Genomic DNA, 23,142 nt, shown 5'->3' with positions numbered 1-23,142 from the left:
GCTAAAAAAACGGGGCGGCATCGCTGCCTCCCCGTGGGTTTTATTGTCCGCTCAGCACCCGCGCCGGATCGATGCGGCTGGCGCGCCTCGCCGGATACCAACTGGCCAACAGACTCAGCACGATAGCGGTCGCCAGCACGATCAGCACGTCCAGCCAGTGCAGCTCGGAAGGCAGGAAGTCGATGAAGTAAATATCGCCCGACAGGAAGGAGTGACCGACCAATTTCTCGATGCCCCGGATGATGTTGGTCAGCTGCAGCGAGGCGATCACCCCGATCACCACGCCGCTCAGGCTGCCCAGCAACCCGGCCAGCAGCCCATACCAGATGAAAATGGCGCGGATAAAGCCGTCTTTGGCGCCCAGGGTGCGCAGCACCGCGATGTCGGCGCTTTTGTCTTTCACCGCCATCACCAGCGTGGAGACGATGTTGAAGCAGGCCACGCCGATCACCAGCACCATCGCCAGGTACATGATGGCGCGGATCATCTGGATGTCGCGGTACATGTAGCCGTACTTGCCGATCCAGCTCTTGATGTAGATGTAAGCGTTGGTCACTTCGCCGGCGTCGCGCACCAGCTTGTTGGCGGCGAACACGTCGTTCATCTTGAGAGCGATGCCCGTGACGCTGTCACCCATGTCGAGATACTGCTGCGCATCGGCCAGCGGCACCAGCGCCAGGCTGTGATCGAGCTGGCCGCTGAGCTGCAAAATGCCGGTCACGTGCAGGCGAATACGCTTCGGCTGCAGCAGCTTCATCTCAGGGTCGCTGTTGGGGATCATCACCGTGACATAGGCGCCCTGCTTGACGCCCAGCGCGTCGGCCACGCCCTTGCCGAGGATCACCTGCTGCTCGCCGGGCTTGAAGTTGGCCCAGGCGTCGCCCTGCACATACTGCGGCAGCGCGCTCAGTCGGCTCTCCTGCTGCGGATCCACGCCTTTGACTTCCACCGCGCGCAGCTGCGCGCCGTTTTCCATCAGGCCGGTAAAGTTGATGTACGGCGCGGCGGCCAAGATGCCCGGCACCTTTTCCACCCGCTGCAGAATCGACGGCCAGCCGCTGAACGGCTGATTGACCGGCTCGAGCTCGCCGTGCGGCACCACCGCCAGAATGCGGTTCTTCAGCTCGCGCTCAAAGCCGTTCATCGCGCTCAGACCGACGATCAGCACCGCCACCCCCAGCGCGATGCCAATGGTGGAGATGACCGAGATCAGCGACACCATGCCGCCGCGTTTGCGGCCGCGGCTGAAACGCAGGGCCGTCAGGAAGGACAGTGAGGCTCCCGCCATTACTTGGCCCCCATCAGGGTCAGCTGCGCCTGCAGGTGGCCGTCGGCCATTTCCAGCTGGCGACTCAGGCGCTTGGCCAGCTGCAGATCGTGCGTTACCACCAGGAAAGCGGTGCCCTGACGCACGTTCAGCTCGCCGAGCAGATCGAAGATGCTGTCCGCGGTGCGCTTGTCGAGGTTGCCGGTCGGTTCGTCCGCCAGCACCAGCGCCGGGTTATTGACCAGCGCGCGCGCGATCGCCACGCGCTGACGCTCGCCGCCGGAAAGCTCGGACGGGCGGTGTTTGCTGCGCTTTTCCAGCCCTACCGCCGCCAGCATTTCCCGCGCTTTCTCCTGCGCCTGCGCCGGTTTGGCGCCGCCGATCAAGAGCGGCATGGCGGCGTTTTCCAGCGCGGTGAAGTCCGGCAACAGATGGTGGAACTGATAAATGAAGCCCAGCTGGCGGTTGCGCAGCTCGGCCTTGGCCGCCGAAGACATGGCGTTCAGCGATTCGCCCTTGAAGATTACTTCGCCGGAGGTCGGCGAGTCCAGCCCACCCAGCAGGTGCAACAGGGTGCTCTTGCCGGAACCCGAGCTGCCGACGATCGCCATCATCTCGCCCTGCTGCATGGCAAAGCTGACGTTGCGCAGCACGTCGGTGTGCAGGTTGCCTTCCTGATAGGTCTTGCACAGGTTGTCACACTGCAGCAAAAGATGGTTACTCATAACGTAAAGCCTCAGCGGGTTGTACGGCGGCAGCGCGCCATGAAGGATAGAGCGTGGACAACAGGGAAACCGTCATCGCCACCACGGCGATGATCGTCACCTGCAGCGGATCGACCGCCACCGGCAGCGAAGCGCCGTCGATCAATGCGCCGAGGATCGGCATCAGGTTGTTCAGGTTGGTGGCCAGCAGCACGCCGAGCAGCGTGCCGAGCAGCGAACCGATGATGCCGGCGCTGGCGCCCTGCACCATAAATACCGACATGATCTGGCGGCGAGTCAGCCCTTGAGTCTGCAGAATGGCGACCTCGCCCTGCTTCTCCATCACCAGCAGGCCGAGTGAGGTAATGATGTTAAACGCCGCCACCGCCACGATCAGGCTGAGCAACAGCCCCATCATGTTCTTCTCCATGCGTACCGCCTGGAACAACTCGCCCTTGCGATCGCGCCAGTCTTTCCAGACGGTGCCCGCCGGCAGCGCCTGCTGGCTGAGGGTATCGACCGTCAGCGGCTGTTGCAGGAACAGACGCCAGCCGGTGATGTTGCCGGCCGGGTAGCGCATCAGGCGCGAAGCATCCTGTTGGTTGACCAACAGCTGATAGCCGTCCACCTCGCTGTTGGCGTGGAAGGTGCCGATGAGGGTGAACAAACGCTGGCTGGGAATGCGGCCCATCGGCGTGAACTGGCTGGCGCTCGGCACCATCACGCGCAGCGAATCGCCGCGCTTGACGCCAAGTTGCCCCGCCAGCTGTTCGCCGATGATGATGTTGTATTGGCCCGGCTGCAGCTGTTGCTGCTTGACGTTGACCAGATACGGGGTCAGCGGGTCGGCCTCGTCGGGATTCACGCCGAGCATCACGCCGACCGCCACGCTGCGAGCGCTTTGCAGCACCACGTCACCGGTGGTCAGCGGCGCAACGCGCGTGACGCCCTGCAGCTTCTGCACCTCGGAGGCCGGCAGCTGCTGCGGGTTGACCGATCCTTGCGGACTGGTGACCAACGCCTGCGGCATCAGGCCGAGAATGTTGTTCTCCAGATCCTTTTCGAAACCGTTCATCACCGACAGCACGGTGACCAACGCCATCACCCCCAGCGTAATGCCGATGGTGGAAAGCCAAGAAACAAACCGCCCGAAGCGGTCTGAGGCTCGCCCGCGCATGTAGCGCAGGCCAATGAATAACGCGACAGGTTGATACATGAAATCCGTTTGATAGCCGTGGCTTAAGCAAAGTGATCACGGATTATATCGTCGCCGTGAAAACAATTAAATGAAAAATAAAGATTTTTACGATTCTTGCATCGATGTGCATGTGGCATTTCCATCGCGGATAACCCCTTGTTTACCCTTGACTGTTTTGGTGAGTCGCCGAAAATGTTTTTGCCGGTCCGCCTCAGTTTCTTCTGAAAATGACAGTGTCGCCTGCGAAATCGTATTTGCCCCTGTCGCTCGCAGGGCACCCGCCGCGCCCTCGTTTTCCATCATTATTGGCACATGCCGTTATCCGACGGGTTTCAGTCTGGGACTCCCGCACAGGATCGCCAGCGATTTCGGCCTATGTTACTATCTGCCAACATTGACGAAGTTGATGATAGTTATCGGTTAAACCCAAGGGCAATCAATGAGAACGGAAACAAAATATAAAATTTATGCCGACTTCTTTCGCGCCAGCAGAAAGTCCGGCGTCGCAAGACTAATCAAGTCCCTTTTCCAACAGAACTACATCGGCTTTAACTATATTTTCACGCTGAGGCTGCACAGTGATTTTCATTCCAGGAAACGCAATATCGTTGAGAGAATTTGCTTCCGCCTGCTGGTAAAGAATCTGAAGCGCCTGCAAATAAAATATGGCATCGAAATTCCCCATCAGGCCAGCATCGGTGAAGGTCTGGTTATCCCGCATTTCGGTGGCATCGTCATCCATCCCAACGTCAAAATTGGTAAAAATTGTACCATCCTGCAAGGGGTGACCATCGGCAACAACCTCTTCAAAAGCCGGGACGACGTCGCCACTATCGGCGATAACGTCACCATTGCCGCCGGAGCAAAAATCGTTGGCCCGGTCACCATCGGTGACAATGTGACGATTGGCGCCAACTCCGTAGTCACCAGCGATATCGAGCCCAACTGCATCGTGGCAGGCATACCGGCTAAAATCATTTCGCGCAAAGCGTCGATTGTCCTGAATACGGATTACCTGTCGTTTGACGAATATCAGAAGCGCTAATCTTGCGCTGTTTCCGCCCCTCGCGACGCCTGTTTGGCGTCGCGCTTGCATGCAATGCCAACCCAATAACTTGCGAGACAGGGCACTTTTATCGGTGTCAGTTTGCCGGCCGCTGGGCTACTATAAACAGCATAAAGGCGCTGGGTTATCCGTGCCGGGACGCCATCCAACACATTGATTAAAGATACCTGAATGAGCACTTCCGATAGCCGTAACCGTTCCTCATCCCCCCGTTATTCTCTGCCCGATCGCGCGGGCGATCTGCGCCAGCTGGGGCAACTGACCGGCGCGGCCTGCGCCGTGGAGTGCGCCGAGATCGTCGAACGTCACCCTGGCCCGGTGATGCTGATCGCGCCGGACATGCAAAACGCCCTGCGGCTGCGCGACGAGATCCAACAGTTCACCGATCAGATGGTGACCACCCTGTCCGACTGGGAAACCCTGCCGTACGACAGCTTCTCGCCGCACCAGGAAATCATCTCCGACCGTTTGTCGAGCCTGTATCACCTGCCGACCATGGCGCGCGGCGTGATCATTCTGCCGGTCAATACCCTGATGCAACGCGTCTGCCCGCACGAATTCCTGCACGGCCATGCGCTGGTGATGAAAAAAGGCCAGCGCCTGTCGCGCGACAAACTGCGCGCGCAGCTGGAACAAGCCGGCTACCGCAGCGTCGATCAGGTAATGGAGCACGGCGAATTCGCCACCCGCGGCGCGCTGCTCGACCTGTATCCAATGGGCAGCGATGAGCCTTACCGCATCGACTTCTTCGATGACGAGATAGACAGCCTGCGCATCTTCGACGTCGACACCCAGCGCACGCTGAGCGAAGTCGAGGCCATCAATCTGTTGCCGGCCCACGAGTTCCCTACCGACAAAAACGCCATCGAGCTGTTCCGCAGCCAGTGGCGCGAGCAGTTTGAGGTGCGTCGCGACGCCGAGCACATCTATCAGCAGGTCAGCAAAAGCGCCTGGCCCGCCGGCATCGAATACTGGCAGCCGCTGTTCTTCAGCCAGCCGCTGCCGTCGCTGTTCAGCTACCTGCCGGCCAATACGCTGATCGTCAACACCGGCGATCTGGAGAGCGCCGCCGAGCGCTTCTGGCAGGACGTCAACCAGCGTTTCGAAAGCCGCCGCGTCGATCCGATGCGCCCGCTGCTGGCGCCGGATACGCTGTGGCTGCGCGTTGATGCGCTGTTCGGCGAGCTGAAAGCCTGGCCGCGCATCGCGCTGAAAACCGATGAGCTGCCGGCCAAAGCGGGCAATACCAATCTGGATTACCATGCCCTGCCCGATCTGGCGGTGCAGGCGCAGCATAAATCCCCGCTGGATAATCTGCGCCGCTTTATTGAAAGTTTTGACGGCAGCGTGATCTTCTCCGTCGAGAGCGAGGGGCGGCGTGAAACGCTGCAGGATCTGCTCGGCCGCATCAAGCTGGCGCCTGCCTTGATCCAACGACTCGATCAGGCGGAAACCGCGGGCCGTTACATGATGGTCGGCGCCGCCGAACACGGCTTCCTCGACGGCCTGCGCCGGCGGGCGCTGATCTGCGAAAGCGATCTGCTCGGCGAGCGCGTCAGCCGTCGCCGGCAGGACAACCGGCGCACCATCAACACCGATACCCTGATCCGCAACCTGGCGGAGCTGCATCCCGGCCAGCCGGTGGTGCACCTGGAGCACGGCGTTGGCCGCTACGTCGGCCTGACCACGCTGGAGGCCGGCGGCATCAAGGCCGAGTACCTGATCCTGTCTTATGCCGGTGAGGACAAACTGTACGTGCCGGTGTCATCGCTGCATCTGATCAGCCGCTACGCCGGCGGCGCGGACGAAAACGCCCCGCTGCACAAACTGGGCGGCGACGCCTGGACGCGCGCGCGGCAGAAAGCCGCCGAGCGGGTGCGCGACGTGGCGGCCGAGCTGCTGGATATTTACGCCCAGCGCGCCGCCAAGGCCGGTTTCGCCTTCAAACACAACCGCGAGCAGTACCAGCTGTTCTGCCAGAGCTTCCCGTTCGAAACCACGCCGGATCAGGAACAGGCGATCAACGCGGTGCTGAGCGACATGTGCCAGCCGCTGGCGATGGACCGCCTGGTGTGCGGCGACGTCGGCTTCGGCAAAACCGAAGTGGCGATGCGCGCCGCCTTCCTGGCGGTGGAAAACGGCAAGCAGGTGGCGGTGCTGGTGCCGACGACGCTGCTGGCGCAGCAGCACTTCGACAACTTCCGCGATCGCTTCGCCACCTGGCCGATCCGCATCGAGATGATGTCGCGCTTCCGCAGCGCCAAAGAGCAGCAACAGGTGCTGGACGACGCGGCCGAAGGCAAAGTGGACATCATCATCGGCACCCACAAACTGCTGCAGAGCGATCTGCGCTGGAAGGATTTGGGGCTGCTGATCGTCGATGAAGAGCACCGCTTTGGCGTGCGCCACAAGGAGCGCATCAAGGCGATGCGCGCCGATGTCGATATCCTGACGCTGACCGCCACGCCGATCCCGCGGACGTTGAACATGGCGATGAGCGGCATGCGCGATCTGTCGATCATTGCCACCCCACCAGCGCGACGCCTGGCGGTGAAGACCTTCGTGCGCGAATATGACAGCCTGGTGGTGCGCGAGGCGATCCTGCGCGAAGTGCTGCGTGGCGGCCAGGTTTACTACCTCTACAACGACGTGGAAAACATCGAGAAAGCGGCGCAGCGCCTGGCTGAGCTGGTGCCGGAAGCGCGCATCGCCATCGGCCACGGCCAGATGCGTGAACGCGATCTGGAGCGGGTGATGAACGATTTCCACCACCAGCGCTTCAACGTGCTGGTGTGCACCACCATCATTGAAACCGGCATCGATATTCCCAGCGCCAACACCATCATCATCGAGCGGGCCGATCGCTTCGGCCTGGCGCAGCTGCATCAATTGCGCGGCCGCGTCGGGCGTTCGCACCACCAGGCTTACGCCTATCTGCTGACGCCAAACCCGAAAGCCATGGGCACCGACGCCCATAAACGGCTCGAGGCCATCGCCTCGCTGGAAGACCTCGGCGCCGGTTTTGCGCTGGCGACCCACGATCTGGAGATCCGCGGCGCCGGTGAGCTGCTGGGCGAAGACCAGAGCGGCCAGATGACCACCGTCGGCTTCTCGCTCTACATGGAGCTGCTGGAAAGCGCCGTCGACGCGTTGAAAAACGGCCGCGAACCGTCGCTGGAAGATCTCACCAACAGCCAGACCGAGGTGGAGCTGCGCATGCCGGCGCTGCTGCCGGAAGATTTCATTCCCGACGTCAATACCCGCCTGTCGCTGTATAAGCGCATCGCCAGCGCGAAGAACGACGGTGAGTTGGATGAGCTGAAGGTCGAGCTGATCGACCGCTTCGGTCAACTGCCGGACGCGGCGCGTAACCTGTTGCAGTGCGCAGCGCTGCGGCTGCATGCGCAGAAGCTGGGGATCAAACGCATCGAGAGCAACGAGCGCGGCGGCTTTATCGAGTTCGGCGACAATAACCGCGTCGACCCGGGTTATCTGATCGGCCTGTTGCAGGGCAATCCGCAGGTTTACCGCCTGGATGGCCCGAGCAAGCTGAAGTTCACGCTCGATCTGGCCGATCGCCAGAAACGCCTGACGTTCACCGAAGAGCTGCTGAACGCGTTCCGCGAACACACGCTGGCGGCCTGAGCCAACGCCCCCGCCGTGGCGGCGGGGGCGGCTTACTCGCGCGGGAATCCGGCGCCCAACGGCGCCAGCTGCATCACGCGGCTGGTCACCACCCGGTTTTTGCCGCTGCGCTTCGCCTCATACAAGGCCTCGTCGGTCATGGCGATCGCCTTGTCCAGCATCATGCCAGGCAGATACAGCGACACGCCGATGGACATTGTGATGTGCGCTTCGTCGTGCGCATTCAGCAAGAACGTCGAGCTTTCCACCGCGCTGCGAATGCGCTCAGCCACCCCGCCGATCACCTGCGGATCGTAGCTGGCGGTGATCACCATAAACTCCTCGCCGCCGTAGCGCCCGACGAAGTCCTCATTGCGCACGCTGTTTTGCAACAGCCGCCCCACGCTCGCCAGCAGCACGTCACCGGCCGGGTGACCGTAAGTGTCGTTGATGTTTTTGAAGTTATCCAAATCGAGGATCATCAGCCCGCACGGGCGACGTTCGGCGCGCTGCAGCATCAGGTGATAATCGACGCTGGCGCGGTTGTTGATGTGGGTCACGCTGTCGGTCGTGGCGCGCGCGCGCATCGCGAAATAGGCGTAGATGTGGCGCTCTTTGAAATTCAGCGCATGATAGCAAATCGCCAGACAGAGCGCCGAAGCCGCCTGGTACAGCAACACATCCGGCCACAGCCCGCTCAGGTCCACCAACAGCCACACCACAACGATGCGATACAGCGCGATGACGCCGATCGTCAGGTAAAACACCCGATGGGATTTCTTCAGCCACACCCGCGACAGCAGCAGCGGCGCGACAATCGAGGCGATGAACAGGTTATCGACAGTGAAGCCGCCGGTCAGTGCCATAGCGAACAGAAAGCTTACCAGCCCGCTGACGCCGCCGCCGAAGAACGTCACCAAAATCATCGGGATCATCGCAAAGCTGTAGTGAACCTTATCGGTCAGCTCCAGGCGGTCCTGGCTTAAGTACAGCACCGCCACGCCGGCCAGCAGGCCGAAGACGACGCGCTTCCACCGTGCGGATTGATAAGAAAAAGGGGCATTCTTGCTGAGCAGGAAATAGCTTATCGACAGCGTGGCGTAAGTGATGCAGGCGTCGCTGTAAAGGGTAGAAATGGACGCAATGTAAGTCATAAATAATCAGCGCGCTCCTCGGTGTCGCCAGGGGGTAATATGCAGACGTTGAATAACGCATCCCTGTCGTCTCCGCTTCGGCGGCGGCCATTTTACACGGTCTATTAATAGAGTAGCAGTTCTATCTTATCGCTAAGCCGTCTATCTCATGGCGAACGCTTCAGGCTACTCTGTGCTTTGGGTTATCTGGGGAGAACCGCATGAATATCGACGATGAACTGCACGCACTCAGCGAACAGGAAGCGACGCTGGCGTTTGCGCATTTTGACGCCGCGACCGCCTGGGAACTGGGTGCGGCGCTGAAAACCGCCGCCGAGCGGCGCGGCCTGAGCATCGCCATCGAGATCCAGCTGGCCGGGCAAACGCTGTTTTATTACGCCATGCCGGGCACCACGCCGGATATCGCCGACTGGGTGCGGCGCAAGCGCAACCTGGTGAACCATTTTCACAAAAGCTCTTACGCTATCGGCCTGCGCCTGCAGCAGCGCCAAACGTCGCTGGAGGAGCGTTACGGGCTGAGCGTACGCGACTATTCCGTGCACGGCGGCGCCTTCCCGCTCACCCTGACCGGCCTCGGCTGCGTCGGCAGCATCAGCATTTCCGGCGCGCCGCAGAAAGAAGATCATCAGCTGCTGGTGAGCACTTTAGCCCATTTTCTCGGCTTATCCCTGCCCACCCCGCGTTAACCGTCAAAATCTTGATTGTTCACTTCCTTTTCAGCCGCAGATTCTGCGGCTGACTTACTCATCAGCGGCATTTAGCGCCGGATAAAACGGCGACTCTCTGATTTCCTGCGCCAAATTGATACAGGTCTGGTAATCCGCTGAGCAAAAGGCGTATGGTATCTGTCACGTGACAAGACGGACCTCATCGGGCCCGCCATTCCTTTCACTTTTGAAGATTTGGTACGCACCGTAGATGAAAACCCATGAAATAAACAAAATTCGCCCCTTCAGCGCGCTGATAGACGCCTGCTGGCGGGAACCTTATAGCCTGGCGCGGTTGCTGAAAGACGCCATCGCCGGGGTGACGGTCGGCATTATCGCCATTCCGCTGGCGATGGCGCTGGCGATCGCCAGCGGCGTGCCGCCGCAGTATGGCCTGTATACCGCCGCCATCGCCGGCATCGTCATCGCCGTCAGCGGCGGTTCGCGCTACAGCGTCTCCGGCCCCACCGCCGCCTTCGTGGTGATCCTCTATCCGGTCTCGCAGCAGTTCGGCCTGGCCGGCCTGCTGGTCGCCACGTTGATCTCCGGGGTATTTCTGCTGCTGATGGGGCTGGCGCGCTTTGGCCGGCTGATCGAGTACATTCCGCTGCCGGTGACGCTCGGTTTTACCTCCGGTATCGCCATCACCATCGCCACCATGCAGATTAAGGACTTTTTCGGTTTGCAGCTGGCGCACACGCCGGAAAACTACGTCGGCAAGCTGTACGCCCTGCTGCAGGCGCTGCCGACGTTGGATCTCGGCGATACCCTGATCGGCGCGGTGACGCTCTTGCTCCTGATCTTCTGGCCCAAACTCGGCCTGCGCGTGCCCGGCCACCTGCCGGCGCTGCTGGCGGGCACTGCGCTGATGGGGCTGCTGACGCTGTTTGACCACCCGGTGGCGACCATCGGCTCCCGTTTCAGCTACCTGCTGGCCGACGGCAGCAGCGGCCAGGGCATCCCGCCTATCTTGCCGCAGCTGCTGCTGCCCTGGGATCTGCCGGGCGGCGGCGGGCAACCGTTCAGCCTCAGTTGGCAAACCGTCTCCGCCCTGCTGCCGGCGGCGTTTTCGATGGCGATGCTCGGGGCGATTGAATCGCTGCTGTGCGCGGTGGTGCTCGACGGCATGACCGGCAAGAAGCATAACTCGAACAGCGAACTGATCGGCCAGGGCGCGGGCAACATCATCGCGCCGTTCTTCGGCGGCATCACCGCGACCGCCGCGATTGCCCGTTCGGCCGCCAACGTGCGCGCCGGCGCCACCTCGCCGGTATCCGCCATCATCCACGCGCTGCTGGTGCTGCTGGCACTGCTGGTCCTGGCGCCGTGGCTCTCTTATCTGCCACTGGCGGCGATGGCGGCGCTGCTGTTGATGGTCGCCTGGAACATGAGTGAGGCCCACAAGGTGGTTTACCTGCTGCGCCGGGCGCCGAAGGACGATATTTTGGTGCTGCTGCTGTGCATGTCGCTGACGGTGCTGTTCGACATGGTGATCGCCATTACCGTGGGCATCGTGCTGGCGTCGCTGCTGTTTATGCGCCGTATCGCCCGCATGACGCGGCTGAGCGAACTGAGCGCCGACGATGGCCGCCTGGTGCTGCGAGTGAACGGCCCGCTGTTCTTCGCAGCCGCCGAGCGCATCTTTACCGAACTGTTGGCGCGCAGCGAGGGCTATCGGACGATCGTGCTGCAATGGGATGCGGTGCCGGTGCTCGACGCCGGCGGCCTGAGCGCCCTGCGTCGCTTTATCGACGTGCTGCCGGCGGATAAAAAGCTGGTGATCACCGACGTGCCGTTCCAGCCGCTGAAAACCCTGGCGCGCGCGCGGGTGCAGCCGATCGAGGGCCGGCTGCAGTTCTACCCGACGCTGCCGGAAGCGCTGGCGGACACCGGCGCCTAAACGTAAAAAAGCCCGACTCGTCGGGCTTTTTTTTGGCGATGAGCGCTTAGTTGCTGGTATCCAGCTCCGGGAAGCTCTTCACCAGGTCGTCGATGGCTTTCATCTGCGCCAGGAACGGCTCCAGCTTGTCCAGCGGCAGCGCGGACGGGCCGTCGCACTTGGCGTTGTTCGGATCCGGGTGCGCTTCGAGGAACAGCCCTGCCAGGCCAACCGCCATGCCGGCGCGCGCCAGCTCGGCCACCTGAGCGCGACGGCCGCCGGACGCGGCGCCGAACGGATCGCGGGTCTGCAGCGCGTGGGTCACGTCGAAGATTACCGGATGGCCGCCGGTCACGTTCTTCATCACGTTGATGCCCAGCATGTCGACCACCAGGTTGTCATAACCAAAGTTGCTGCCGCGATCGCACAGGATCACCTGGTCGTTGCCGCCTTCTTTGAATTTGTCGACGATGTTGCCCATCTGTCCCGGGCTGACGAACTGTGGCTTCTTGACGTTGATTACCGCGCCGGTTTTCGCCATCGCTTCCACCAGATCGGTCTGACGCGCCAGGAAGGCCGGCAGTTGGATCACGTCAACCACTTCGGAAACCGGCTGCGCCTGCGCCGCTTCGTGAACGTCGGTGATGATTTTCACGCCGAAGGTTTTCTTCAGCTCTTCGAAGATCTTCATCCCTTCTTCCAGGCCCGGACCGCGGTACGAGTGGATGGAAGAACGGTTGGCTTTGTCGAAAGAGGCTTTGAAAACGTAAGGAATGCCCAGTTTTTGCGTCACGGTGACGTAGTGCTCGCAGATGCTCATCGCCAGATCGCGCGATTCCAGCACGTTCATACCGCCAAACAGCACAAACGGCAGGTCGTTTGCTACGTCGATGTCGCCAATGCTAACCACTTTCTGTTTCATGCTTTCGCCTTTGTTAAGGTTGTAACCGTCGCCTTGCAAACTGCACGGAGTCATTGAATTAATGCAGCGTCACCTGTTTCGGCTCAATCGAATGGATCTGCACTTTGATCACTTCGCTGACCGGGTCTTCAGGACACTGCTCGACAAAATAGTTGAGATCGGAAATCGCGATATGGTTGCACTCCAGCTGGGCGTAAATCAGCCCGCGATCGCGGATCTCGTACGGATCTTCCGGATCGAAGCACAGCACCGTTTCGCTGGTGCGCAGCGCCATTTCCAACTGCTTTTCTTCCATCAGGGCGGCCTTCAGCGTATCCAGCATCTTGCGCACCACCATGATGTTCTCGGATTCGTCGAGATCGTCGTCTTCCAGCTCGGCGCCCAGTCCCAGGTTGCCCTTGATCCACACTTCCAGCTGGTGTTCGCTCAGGGTTTCGCCGTTCAGCGGGTTGATCAGCCACAGCTCTTCATCCAGCCAATCGGCGCGCAGGATCAGCTGAGTGGGGAAAATCACCGGCAGCAGCGGCAAATCCAGCGCGTTGGCGATATGCAGGAAGATGGTGCCGAGCGAAACCGGCGTGCCCTGCCGCCCCTCCAGCACCTTATCCAGCCAGATGGCGTCCGACAGGCGATAGACGCCGCTGGCGCCGCCGAATCCCCAGGTTTTGTAGAACAGTTCGATGAGCGCATCCAGTTGCTGCTCCTGTGTGATGTCGGCCGGCACCGCCGCGCGCGCTTCGTCCACCAGCTGTTGCAGCTTGCGCTCCACGTCGGCGGCAGGGAAATCACGCCTTACCGACTGCGACACCAGGATCACCCCTTCGCTCAGCGGCGAGGTGTTAAATTCAAAATCAGCAATGCTACTCATAGGTATCCCATCAGAAACGGTATTTTCGTCGTGGCAAGTTTAATTATCAGATACAGACAGCCCAACGCCAGCACGAACGCCACGGTTCGCAGCCGCTGACTTTTGGTCTTCTTGCCCAATGCGACGTAGCCAAGCAGGATATAGATAATAACGCCAAACAGCTTCTCGGTCAGCCATGAGTCCATACCCAGCAGCGGATAAAACCCGAACGTCACCACCAGCGCGATGCCGCTGACGAACAGCAGCGTATCGTTCAGGTGCGGCGCTATCTTGACCCAGCGGCGCCCCACGATCGGCGAGCGGCGCCACTGCCAGTAAAAACGCAGCACAAACAAGGTAATACTGATGGCGACCGTCAGCAAATGGAAATGTTTCAACGCGGTGTATGCAGTCATGATGCTCCCTTAGATGGCCCGGACGTCGTTATTATGAGGGGCGCTTATCCCGGCCATTGGCCGAGCGTCACACGATCGTTGTCGCCGTAATCACGGTGGGTGGCGACAGCGGAAAATCCGGCGGCCTGCAGCAGCGCGCGCACGCTCTCACCCTGCTGCCAACCATGTTCCAACAGCAGCCAGCCCTGTGGCTGCAGATAGTGCGGCGCCTGGCGCACGATGGCGGCCAGATCGGCCAGCCCGTGCTCGGCGGCCACCAGCGCGCTGCCCGGCTCGAAGCGCACGTCGCCCTGCGACAAATGCGGATCGGCGGCGTCGATATAGGGCGGATTGCTGGCGATCAGCGCAAAGCGTTGCCCGGCCACGGGCGCAAACCAGCTGCCCTGTAAAAATCGAACGTTGTCGATCTTCAGCTTGTGCGCATTGTGCTGCGCCAGCGCGACCGCGTCCGGCTGCACATCGACGCCGATTGCCGAACAATCCGGGCGCTCGCTGGCCAGCGCCAGCGCGATGGCGCCGGTGCCGGTGCCGAGATCGAGGAAGTGGCAGGGGTGCGGCGGCAGGCGCGCCAGCGCCAGTTCCACCAGGCATTCGGTATCCGGGCGCGGGATCAGCGTCGCGGGCGAGACCGACAGCGGCAGCGACCAAAACTCGCGCTCGCCCACCAGATAGGCCACCGGCTCACCGCGTTCGCGGCGCGCCAGCAGCGTCTCCAGCTGCTGTTGCTGCGGCGGCGTCAGCTGGGTTTCCCCGAACGCCATCAGGAAGGTTCTGGCCTTGCCGGTCACGAAACCCAACAGGATTTCCGCGTCGCGCCGGGCGCTGTCGCTGTGGGTCAAACGCGCGGCGGCGGCTTTCAGCCAGTGTTGATAATCCATCACTCTTGCTCGGCGGACAGCGCAGCCAGCTGATCGGCCTGATACTCCTGCACAATCGGCTGGATCAGCATGTCCAGTTTGCCTTCCATCACTTCGTCCAGGCGGTAAAGCGTCAGGTTGATGCGGTGGTCGGTCACCCGCCCCTGCGGGAAGTTGTAGGTGCGGTTGCGATCGGAACGATCGCCGCTGCCCAGCAGGTTGCGGCGAGTGGACGCCTCGGCCTGCTGGCGCTTGGCCATCTCGGCGGCGCGAATGCGCGCGCCCAGCACCGACATCGCCTTGGCTTTGTTTTTGTGCTGTGAACGTTCGTCCTGACACTCCACCACGATGCCGGTCGGCAGGTGGGTAATGCGGATCGCCGAGTCGGTGGTGTTAACGTGCTGGCCGCCGGCGCCGGAAGAGCGGAAGGTGTCGATTTTCAGATCGCCCGGGTTGATGTCCGGCAGCTCGGCTTCCGGCACTTCCGGCATCACCGCCACGGTGCAGGCGGAGGTGTGGATGCGCCCCTGGGATTCGGTTTCCGGCACGCGCTGCACGCGATGGCCGCCGGATTCAAACTTCAGCTGGCCGTACACGCCGTCGCCGGAAACTTTGGCGATCACTTCTTTGAAGCCGCCGTGCTCGCCTTCATTGGCGCTCATCACCTCGACGCGCCAGCGGCGGCCTTCGGCGTAACGGCTGTACATGCGGAACAGATCGCCGGCGAAGATCGCCGCCTCATCGCCGCCGGTGCCGGCGCGCACTTCGAGGAAGCAGCTGCGCTCATCATCCGGATCTTTCGGCAGCAGCAACACCTGCAGCTGCTGTTCCAGCTCTTCGCTGCTCGCCCGCGCCTGTTTCAGCTCTTCCTGCGCCATCTCGCGCATCTCCGGATCGTCCAGCATCGTTTCCGCCGTCTCCAGATCCTCCTGCACCTGACGCCATTCCAGGAAGCAGCGGCTGACGTCGGTCAGCTGCGCGTATTCTCGCGACAGCGCGCGGAACCGGTCTTGGTCGGCGATGACGCCGGCATCGCCGAGCAGCGCCTGCACTTCTTCATGGCGCTCTTGTAACGCTTCCAGTTTGGCAACAATAGAAGGCTTCATGCGTGGTAATAAACCCTGTTAATAGAGAAAACTAATGCTGATCCAGCCCGAGGCTGTCGCGTAATAACTGCAACCGCTCCACGTCGCCGTCGCCGGCGGCCTGCTGGAGGGATTTGGTGGGGGCATGAATAAGACGGTTGGTCAGTTTATGGGCCAGCTCGTGAATAACCTGCTCCACGTTGGCGCCCTGCGCGATGGCGGCCAGCGCTTTGGCCTCCATTTCTGCGCGGATCTGGTCGGCCTGCGAACGGTAGTCGCGGATGGTTTCCACCGCGCCCTGCGAACGCAGCCAGGCCATGAAGTTGGTGCTTTCCTGCTGCACGATCGACTCCGCCTGCACCGCCGCCGCTTTGCGCTGCGCCAGGTTGCTTTGAATGATGGCGTGCAGATCGTCCACGCTGTACAGATAGGCGTTGGCCAGTTTGCCGACCTCCGGCTCGATATCGCGCGGTACGGCGATATCCACCAGCAGCATCGGCTGGTTGCGGCGCGCCTTCAGCGCGCGCTCCACCATCCCCTTGCCGATGATCGGCAGCGGGCTGGCGGTGGAACTGATGATGATGTCGGCGTCCGCCAGGCGTTCGTCGATCTCCGGCAGGGTGATCACCTCAGCGCCGACCTCGTCCGCCAGCAGCTGCGCGCGCTCGCGGGTGCGGTTGGCGATGATCATGTGCCGCACTTTGTGTTCGCGCAGGTGGCGCGCCACCAGCTCGATGGTTTCACCGGCGCCCACCAGCAATACGTTGAGATCGGCCAGCGATTCGAAGATCTGCCGCGCCAGGGTACAGGCGGCGAAAGCCACGGAGACCGCGCTGGCGCCGATTTCGGTTTCGGTGCGCACGCGCTTGGCGACGGAGAAGGATTTCTGGAACAGCCGCTCCAGCTCGCCGGACAGCGACTGGCCGCGTTGCGACTCGGCGAAGGCCTTTTTCACCTGGCCGAGGATCTGCGGTTCGCCCAGCACCAGAGAGTCCAACCCGCTGGCCACCCGCATCAGATGGCTAACCGCGTCGTTGCCCTGATGCCAGTACAGGCTTTTCTTCACCTCTTCCGGGCGCAGGTTGTGATACGCGCACAGCCAGGCGACCAGCTGCTCGTGCATGTGTTCCTGTTGCTCTACGCTGAGGTACAGCTCGGTGCGGTTGCAGGTGGACAACACGACGCCGCCCTGCACCAACGGTTGTTGGAGCAAGCTGGTTAGCGCCTCATCGATGGACTCTGGCGAGAAGGTCACCCTTTCACGCAGAGAAACCGGAGCGGTTTTGTGATTTATACCTAACGCCAGCAGGGTCATTGCTTCGAGTAATACTTATCTTGGTACGGGTTCTCGTTGAACGGCATTCTACTTGATGCGCGGGATCAATAAAAGTAACAACCGCATCTTCCGTTCAATCGCTGTCATAGATGACATCAATTAATGAATAAGCAATAAATACAGCAGGATAAATAGTCACAGGGTAGGTTGATTGCTTAAATTTTAGCGCAGTTTGCGATAACGCGCACGCTATTCGGCGTACGCAACGGCGGCGTTTGCGCAACTCCGGCACCGCTTATCGGGCGCGCCTCCCCCGCCTTCAGCCGATTGTGTTAATCTTAATGGCGACCCCGACGCGCACGCCGGGTTGGCATTGCGCCGGCAAAAACGGCAAGATTCAACGCGATGCAGCAAAAAATTGACGCGTCGCCGCCGCCCCGTTAGCGTGAGCGCTGAATCCGGGTTTCGTCGCGCATGCCCGCAAGGACAAAAGGACAAGAGAAAGTTATGCCAATACGCAAAGTTAGTTTGCTCCGTCTGATCCCGCTGGCCAGCCTGGTGCTGGCCGCCTGTACCACCACCAAGCCGACCGGCCCGGCCACCAGCCCAACCTCACCGCAGTGGCGCGCCCATGAGCAGGCGGTGCAACAGCTCAGCACCTATCAGACCCGCGGCTCCTTCGCCTACTTGTCTGATCAGAAAAAAGTCTACGCCCGCTTCTTCTGGCAGCAGTTCTCGCCGGAGCGCTACCGCCTGCTGCTGACCAACCCGCTGGGCAGTACGGAAATGGATCTCAACGTGCAGAAAAACGTGGTGCAGCTGACCGACAACCAGGGCAAACGCTATGTCAGCGACAACCCGGAAGAGATGATCCGCAAGCTGACCGGCATGGCGATCCCGCTGAACAACCTGCGCCAGTGGATGCTCGGCCTGCCGGGCGAAGCCAGCGATTTTGCGCTGGATGACCAATATCGTCTGAGCAAACTGACCTACCAGCAAGGCGGCCAGACCTGGAAAGTGGATTACCAGGGCTACAGCAACGAGGTGCAGCCGACGCTGCCGAACCGCCTGGAGCTGCAGCAGGGCGACCAGCGCATCAAGCTGAAGATGGATAACTGGACGCTCAAATGATCCGCCAGTGGCCCTCTCCCGCGAAACTCAACCTGTTTCTGTACATCACCGGCCGTCGTGAAGACGGCTATCACCTGCTGCAGACGCTGTTCCAGTTTTTGGACTACGGCGACACCCTGACCATCGACCCACGCCAGGACGACCGCATTCACCTGCTGACGCCGGTCGAGGGCGTGCCGGACGAGCAGAACCTGATCGTGCGCGCCGCCCGCCTGCTGCAAAGCTATTGCGATGAACGCGGCCTGCAGACCGCGCCGCGCGGCGCCGACATCAGCATCGACAAACGCCTGCCGATGGGCGGCGGTTTGGGCGGCGGTTCCTCCAACGCCGCCACCGTGCTGGTGGCGCTGAACGAATTGTGGCGCTGCGGTCTTGGCGACGACCAACTGGCAGAGCTGGGGCTCAGCCTCGGCGCCGACGTGCCGGTGTTCGTGCGCGGCCACGCCGCCTTCGCCGAAGGCATCGGCGAGCGCCTGCAGCCGGCCGAGCCGCAGGAAAAATGGTATCTGGTGGCGCATCCCGGCGTCGGCATCCCGACGCCGGTTATCTTCGGCGACGCCGAATTGAAAAGGGACACCCCGGTTCGCTCCTTAAGTGAGCTGTTGCAGGCGCCGTACGCAAATGATTGCGAACCGATCGCAAGAAAACGTTTTCGCGAGGTTGAACAGCTTCTTTCATGGCTGTTAGAATACGCCCCGTCACGCCTGACTGGCACAGGTGCTTGTGTGTTTGCTGAATTCGACACAGAAATCGCCGCCCGTCAGGTGTTAAATCAAGCCCCGGAGTGGTTGTGTGGTTTTGTAGCGCGCGGCGTTAACGTCTCCCCACTACATCGCATCCGTTCCGGGCGGTTTGAGTCGTAGCTCAACGTTTCGCTGCGCAGGGTCATGCACACCTGGCCCTGTTATCCCTGCGCTGCCTGCGGTCTCAATTTTAGTTTTACATACCCGTATGTATATTGCGCCGGCGTCGCCGACTGCCCCTTGGCGATGTCGCATGACAATATCTTCTCTGGACGCAAGCCTGAGGTTCTTCTCGTGCCTGATATGAAGCTTTTTGCTGGTAACGCCACCCCGGAACTAGCACAACGTATTGCCAACCGTTTGTACACCAGCCTTGGTGACGCCGCTGTAGGTCGTTTTAGCGACGGCGAAGTGAGCGTGCAAATCAACGAAAATGTACGCGGCGGTGATATTTTCATCATCCAGTCCACCTGTGCCCCGACCAACGACAACCTGATGGAACTGGTTGTGATGGTCGACGCCCTGCGTCGCGCCTCCGCAGGTCGTATTACCGCCGTTATCCCTTACTTCGGCTATGCCCGCCAGGATCGCCGCGTGCGTTCCGCGCGTGTGCCAATCACCGCCAAGGTTGTCGCCGATTTCCTCTCCAGCGTAGGGGTTGACCGCGTTCTGACGGTGGATCTGCATGCTGAGCAGATTCAAGGCTTCTTCGACGTACCGGTAGACAACGTGTTCGGCAGCCCGATCCTGCTGGAAGACATGCTGCAGCAAAATCTGGAAAACCCGATCGTGGTTTCTCCGGATATCGGCGGCGTGGTGCGTGCCCGCGCTATCGCCAAACTGCTGAACGACACCGACATGGCCATCATCGACAAACGTCGCCCGCGCGCGAACGTTTCTCAGGTGATGCACATCATCGGTGACGTGGCAGGCCGCGACTGCGTGCTGGTCGACGACATGATCGACACCGGCGGAACCTTGTGTAAAGCGGCTGAAGCGTTGAAAGAACGCGGTGCCAAGCGCGTATTCGCCTACGCGACGCACCCGATCTTCTCCGGCAACGCCGTGGACAACATCAAGAACTCGGTGATTGATGAAGTGATCGTCTGCGACACCATTCCGCTGTCGCCGGAAATCAAGGCACTGAAAAACGTTCGCACTCTGACCCTGTCCGGCATGCTGGCTGAAGCCATCCGCCGGATCAGCAACGAAGAGTCGATCTCTGCGATGTTCGAGCATTGATTCGTCGTCTTTCCGGTGCGGCGCCCACCGTGCCGGAAAGATAGCGAGCCCGACAGCAGAAAAAGAAAAACCCGTTGGTGCGCGAGCAACAACGGGTTTTCTACTTGTAGTCCGACATGACCTCAAACCTTAATGCACGGCAGATGTTCCCTTGCCCTGCTCTTGCTTCCCTTCTGCTTTTTTAATCAATGCGACGAACGATGTTGATCGTTGCGGCACCGTTTATCAAAATGTTTTACCCACCAGTAGCGATCCGCCACCTGCTCGCGGCCGCCGATACGCGCGCCCACCAGCCACAACAGCGCGCCGACGAAGATGCTCATGATGGCGCCGTGGGCGAAAAATTGCGGTAAATTGAACTGCGATACTTCAGCAAGAATGGAGTATCCGACGCCGCCGATCATCACGACCAGGCCCAGCCCCATAAAAAAGTTGCCCATTCTGTCCGCGTTTCTACGTTTCATATGCCACCTCCATGATTGCCATGTGCCAACCGGGATAACGCTGCAACTTGTTAACCCACTTTGATAAGTTAAGTATAGCCCTTGCTGCGGCAAGGGGATTGCGGAGGCGATCACAAATGGTAAAGAATTATTGACACTTCTTAACACACGGCTGAAAATTAGCGGACAAATTGAATTATTCAGCTAATGAATCATTCGTCTTTGTTACCTGCGACGACGGCGGAGATCGGATTTTGTCATTCGCCGCCCCGACAGGTAGACTAACTCCCTTTCCATTACCCTGATCATAGCGAATCACTCAGTGAGCAGTATTAAATTGATAGTCGGCCTGGCTAACCCGGGCGCGGAATACGCCCAGACGCGCCACAACGCCGGCGCCTGGTACGTCGATCTGCTGGCCCAGCGCCACAATCAGCAGTTGAAAGAAGAGAGCAAGTTCTTCGGTTATACCGCCCGTTTGAACCTGGCGGGCAACGACGTGCGCCTGCTGGTGCCGACCACCTTCATGAACCTGAGCGGCAAAGCGGTGCTGGCGATGGCCAACTTCTATCGCATCGAACCAAGCGAGATCCTGGTGGCGCACGACGAGCTGGATCTGCCGCCCGGCGTAGCCAAAATCAAGCTCGGCGGTGGCAACGGCGGCCACAACGGCCTGAAAGACATCCAAAACAAGTTCGGCAACAACCCGAACTTCTATCGCCTGCGCATCGGCATCGGCCATCCGGGCGACAAGAACAAGGTGGTAGGCTTCGTGCTCGGCAAGCCGCCGGCCGGCGAGCAGAAGATGATCGACGAAGCGATCGACGAATCGCTGCGCTGCACCGAGATGCTAATGAAGGACGGGCTGGAAAAAACCGTTCAGCGCCTGCACAGCTTCAAGGCGCAAGCCTGAACCTTGCCGCAGCGGGCGCCCTGCCCGCTGCCGGCTTTTAGCCACGCGGGTGGAAGGTCTCCTCGCTCACGCGGCGGTCATCGGCGGCGAATCCCTCTTCCGCCACGTAATACTGCGGATCGTCCAGCTCATGGCTGCAAAACGGCCCGGCGCGCTTGAGCAGGCGCACGCAGTCACCGCTCAGGTGGCGCAGCCGAATGCTTTTTCCCGCCGCCAGGTAACGCGCCGTCAGCTTATCGATAGCCTCTACGCCGCTGGAATCCATCACTCGCGTGCCGGCAAAATCCAGCACCACGTTCTGCGGATCGCTTTGCGGCTCGAACAGCTCGGCGAAAGCCGCGGCAGAGCCGAAGAACAGCGGGCCATCGAGCCGATACACCGCCACGTCGCCCGTCACCTGCCGCTGGCGCACGCGGATGCGCGCCTGCTGCCAAGCGAACACCAGCGCCGAGATAATCACCCCGCTGATTACCGCCACCGCCAGATCGGTAAAGATGGTGATCAACGTGACGGCGACCATCACCAGCGCGTCTGCCTTCGGCATACGGCGCAAACGGCGCAGCGAGCTCCATTCGAAGGTGTTGTAACACACCACCAGCATCACCCCGGCCAACGCCGCCACTGGTAGCAGGCCGATATAGCGCGACAGGCTGACCACGAACAAAATCAGCAGGATGGCACCCACTGTGCCGGAGAGGCGCCCGCGCCCGCCCGAGGTGAAGTTGATGATCGACTGGCCGATCATCGCGCAGCCGGCGAAGCAGCCGAACAGGCCGCATACCGCGTTACCGGTGCCCTGCGCGATGCTTTCACGGTTACCGTTCCCCTTCTTGCCGCCCATTTCATCCAGCACCGTCATGGTCAGCAGCGATTCGATCAAACCGACCAAGGCAATCACCACCGCATAGGGCAGCACCACCCGCACCATCTCCAGGGTAAACGGCGCCGTCGGCAGGCTGAAGTGCGGCAGCGCGCCGGAAATGTCCGCCAGATCGCCCACCCGCAGCGTATGCAGATTGAGGCCGATCGCCAACGCCGAAACCACCAGCAGCGCCGCCAGCGAAGACGGAATGGCTTTGGTCAGGCGCGGGAACAGCACCACCACCGCAATCGCCAGCGCCACCAGGCCGTACATCAGCGGGCCCTGCCCGGCGATCATCTTCAACTGCGCCAGCATGATGACGATCGCCAGGCCGTTGACGAAGCCGTGGATCGCCGGCAGCGGCACCAGACGAATGAACTTGCCCAGCCGGAAGGCGCCGATCAGGATTTGGATCCCCCCGGCAAACAGCGTGGCCCACAGCACGTAACCCATACCGTACTGCGCCGCCAGGCTCATCAGCACCACCACAATGGAGCCGGCGGCGCCGGAAACCATGCCCGGCTTGCCGCCGAACAGCGCCGTGACCAGGCCGATAATAAACGCGGTATGCAAACCGACGATCGGCGAAAGACCGGCGACCAGCGAAAAGCCGACCGCCTCGGGGATCATCGAAACCGCCACCACAAAGCCCGCCAGGACTTCATTTTTAACGTCCGCGATCCTGACGTTACTCAGGTTAAACATGCATTATTCACTTATGACAGATGACATCATCTTCCCCGCGTAGCGGGTATGGGGTACCGCAAGGCGCGGCAGACTGCAGGCGGGCACAGCTCAGGGTGGCG

21 protein-coding genes are annotated in these 23,142 nt (G+C 61.0%); 8 read left to right on the top strand and 13 right to left on the bottom strand.

The annotated features are described in order from the left end of the window. Positions 1-40: 40 nt before the first annotated feature. The 4 genes from lolE to SERRSCBI_RS24700 form a co-directional block, all read right to left on the bottom strand. Positions 41-1,288, bottom strand: a complete 1,248-nt coding sequence (gene lolE / locus SERRSCBI_RS09595) for a lipoprotein-releasing ABC transporter permease subunit LolE (RefSeq protein WP_004941124.1) — start codon at positions 1,286-1,288, stop codon at positions 41-43. After that, positions 1,288-1,992 (bottom strand): lipoprotein-releasing ABC transporter ATP-binding protein LolD, encoded by a 705-nt coding sequence (lolD, locus tag SERRSCBI_RS09590; protein ID WP_042784266.1) that lies wholly within the window; start codon positions 1,990-1,992, stop codon positions 1,288-1,290. Before lolD ends, lolE begins: the two co-directional genes overlap by 1 nt. After that, entirely contained in the window at positions 1,985-3,187 is a 1,203-nt protein-coding gene (gene lolC / locus SERRSCBI_RS09585) for a lipoprotein-releasing ABC transporter permease subunit LolC (protein WP_042784265.1), read from the bottom strand. The genes lolD and lolC overlap by 8 nt, the downstream gene beginning before the upstream one ends. An 87-nt stretch (positions 3,188-3,274) precedes the next feature. Next, positions 3,275-3,472, bottom strand: a complete 198-nt coding sequence (locus SERRSCBI_RS24700) for a hypothetical protein (RefSeq protein ID WP_156965094.1) — start codon at positions 3,470-3,472, stop codon at positions 3,275-3,277. A gap of 136 nt (positions 3,473-3,608) precedes the next feature. On the opposite strand from SERRSCBI_RS24700, the gene SERRSCBI_RS09580 reads away from it, so the two are divergent. Together SERRSCBI_RS09580 and mfd are read left to right on the top strand one after the other, a co-directional pair. After that, entirely contained in the window at positions 3,609-4,214 is a 606-nt protein-coding gene (locus SERRSCBI_RS09580) for a serine O-acetyltransferase (protein ID WP_025302502.1), read from the top strand. Between the two features lie 192 nt (positions 4,215-4,406). Further along, the gene (mfd, locus tag SERRSCBI_RS09575) at positions 4,407-7,880 is read left to right on the top strand and encodes a transcription-repair coupling factor (protein ID WP_042784264.1); all 3,474 of its coding nucleotides are present in this window, start codon (positions 4,407-4,409) and stop codon (positions 7,878-7,880) included. A 32-nt stretch (positions 7,881-7,912) separates the two neighbouring features. Here the strand turns inward: mfd and SERRSCBI_RS09570 are convergent, their stop codons facing one another. After that, positions 7,913-9,013: a GGDEF domain-containing protein gene (locus tag SERRSCBI_RS09570; protein WP_042784263.1), complete on the bottom strand. Its 1,101-nt coding sequence runs from the start codon at positions 9,011-9,013 to the stop codon at positions 7,913-7,915. A 200-nt stretch (positions 9,014-9,213) separates the two neighbouring features. Here SERRSCBI_RS09570 and SERRSCBI_RS09565 point away from each other — a divergent pair, with 200 nt between their 5' ends. Next, positions 9,214-9,699, top strand: a complete 486-nt coding sequence (locus SERRSCBI_RS09565) for a heme-degrading domain-containing protein (protein ID WP_042784262.1) — start codon at positions 9,214-9,216, stop codon at positions 9,697-9,699. Between the two features lie 232 nt (positions 9,700-9,931). Next, entirely contained in the window at positions 9,932-11,620 is a 1,689-nt protein-coding gene (gene dauA / locus SERRSCBI_RS09560) for a C4-dicarboxylic acid transporter DauA (protein ID WP_042784260.1), read from the top strand. Between the two features lie 46 nt (positions 11,621-11,666). Here dauA and kdsA read toward each other — a convergent pair whose 3' ends face one another. The 6 genes from kdsA to hemA are packed head-to-tail and all read right to left on the bottom strand — an operon-like array spanning position 11,667 to position 17,041. After that, a complete protein-coding gene (gene kdsA / locus SERRSCBI_RS09555) occupies positions 11,667-12,521 on the bottom strand; it encodes a 3-deoxy-8-phosphooctulonate synthase (RefSeq protein ID WP_004941087.1) in 855 nt (284 codons plus the stop codon). A 58-nt stretch (positions 12,522-12,579) separates the two neighbouring features. Continuing rightward, positions 12,580-13,389, bottom strand: coding sequence for an invasion regulator SirB1 (gene sirB1 / locus SERRSCBI_RS09550; protein WP_033642759.1), 810 nt, complete (start codon positions 13,387-13,389; stop codon positions 12,580-12,582). Then, positions 13,386-13,784: a SirB2 family protein gene (locus SERRSCBI_RS09545; RefSeq protein ID WP_033642758.1), complete on the bottom strand. Its 399-nt coding sequence runs from the start codon at positions 13,782-13,784 to the stop codon at positions 13,386-13,388. Before SERRSCBI_RS09545 ends, sirB1 begins: the two co-directional genes overlap by 4 nt. Before the next feature lie 44 nt (positions 13,785-13,828). Next, entirely contained in the window at positions 13,829-14,662 is an 834-nt protein-coding gene (prmC, locus tag SERRSCBI_RS09540; protein WP_042784258.1) for a peptide chain release factor N(5)-glutamine methyltransferase, read from the bottom strand. Beyond that, positions 14,662-15,747, bottom strand: coding sequence for a peptide chain release factor 1 (gene prfA, locus SERRSCBI_RS09535; RefSeq protein WP_042784257.1), 1,086 nt, complete (start codon positions 15,745-15,747; stop codon positions 14,662-14,664). The genes prmC and prfA overlap by 1 nt, the downstream gene beginning before the upstream one ends. A 31-nt stretch (positions 15,748-15,778) precedes the next feature. Continuing rightward, positions 15,779-17,041, bottom strand: coding sequence for a glutamyl-tRNA reductase (gene hemA, locus SERRSCBI_RS09530; protein ID WP_019454778.1), 1,263 nt, complete (start codon positions 17,039-17,041; stop codon positions 15,779-15,781). Positions 17,042-17,509: 468 nt separating this feature from the next. On the opposite strand from hemA, the gene lolB reads away from it, so the two are divergent. The 3 genes from lolB to prs all read left to right on the top strand — a co-directional run bounded on the left by lolB (position 17,510) and on the right by prs (position 20,118). Continuing rightward, positions 17,510-18,133, top strand: coding sequence for a lipoprotein insertase outer membrane protein LolB (gene lolB / locus SERRSCBI_RS09525; protein WP_025302493.1), 624 nt, complete (start codon positions 17,510-17,512; stop codon positions 18,131-18,133). Continuing rightward, positions 18,130-18,996, top strand: coding sequence for a 4-(cytidine 5'-diphospho)-2-C-methyl-D-erythritol kinase (ispE, locus tag SERRSCBI_RS09520; RefSeq protein WP_042784254.1), 867 nt, complete (start codon positions 18,130-18,132; stop codon positions 18,994-18,996). Before lolB ends, ispE begins: the two co-directional genes overlap by 4 nt. 174 nt (positions 18,997-19,170) lie before the next feature. Next, positions 19,171-20,118 (top strand): ribose-phosphate diphosphokinase, encoded by a 948-nt coding sequence (gene prs / locus SERRSCBI_RS09515; RefSeq protein WP_004941061.1) that lies wholly within the window; start codon positions 19,171-19,173, stop codon positions 20,116-20,118. Between the two features lie 185 nt (positions 20,119-20,303). Here prs and ychH read toward each other — a convergent pair whose 3' ends face one another. Beyond that, positions 20,304-20,582: a stress-induced protein YchH gene (gene ychH, locus SERRSCBI_RS09510; protein WP_033642754.1), complete on the bottom strand. Its 279-nt coding sequence runs from the start codon at positions 20,580-20,582 to the stop codon at positions 20,304-20,306. Positions 20,583-20,883: 301 nt separating this feature from the next. Between ychH and pth the strand changes: the two genes are divergently transcribed. Then, positions 20,884-21,474, top strand: coding sequence for an aminoacyl-tRNA hydrolase (gene pth, locus SERRSCBI_RS09505; protein ID WP_033652046.1), 591 nt, complete (start codon positions 20,884-20,886; stop codon positions 21,472-21,474). Between the two features lie 37 nt (positions 21,475-21,511). On the opposite strand, the gene SERRSCBI_RS09500 is transcribed toward pth, so the two are convergent. Next, a complete protein-coding gene (locus SERRSCBI_RS09500; protein WP_042784253.1) occupies positions 21,512-23,041 on the bottom strand; it encodes a SulP family inorganic anion transporter in 1,530 nt (509 codons plus the stop codon). Positions 23,042-23,142 lie beyond the last annotated feature (101 nt).

It is taken from the genome of Serratia sp. SCBI (assembly GCF_000747565.1).
GTDB lineage: Bacteria > Pseudomonadota > Gammaproteobacteria > Enterobacterales > Enterobacteriaceae > Serratia > Serratia ureilytica.
Note: the sequence above shows the minus strand (reverse complement) of the source record. Positions and strands in the feature narration are given on the sequence as shown.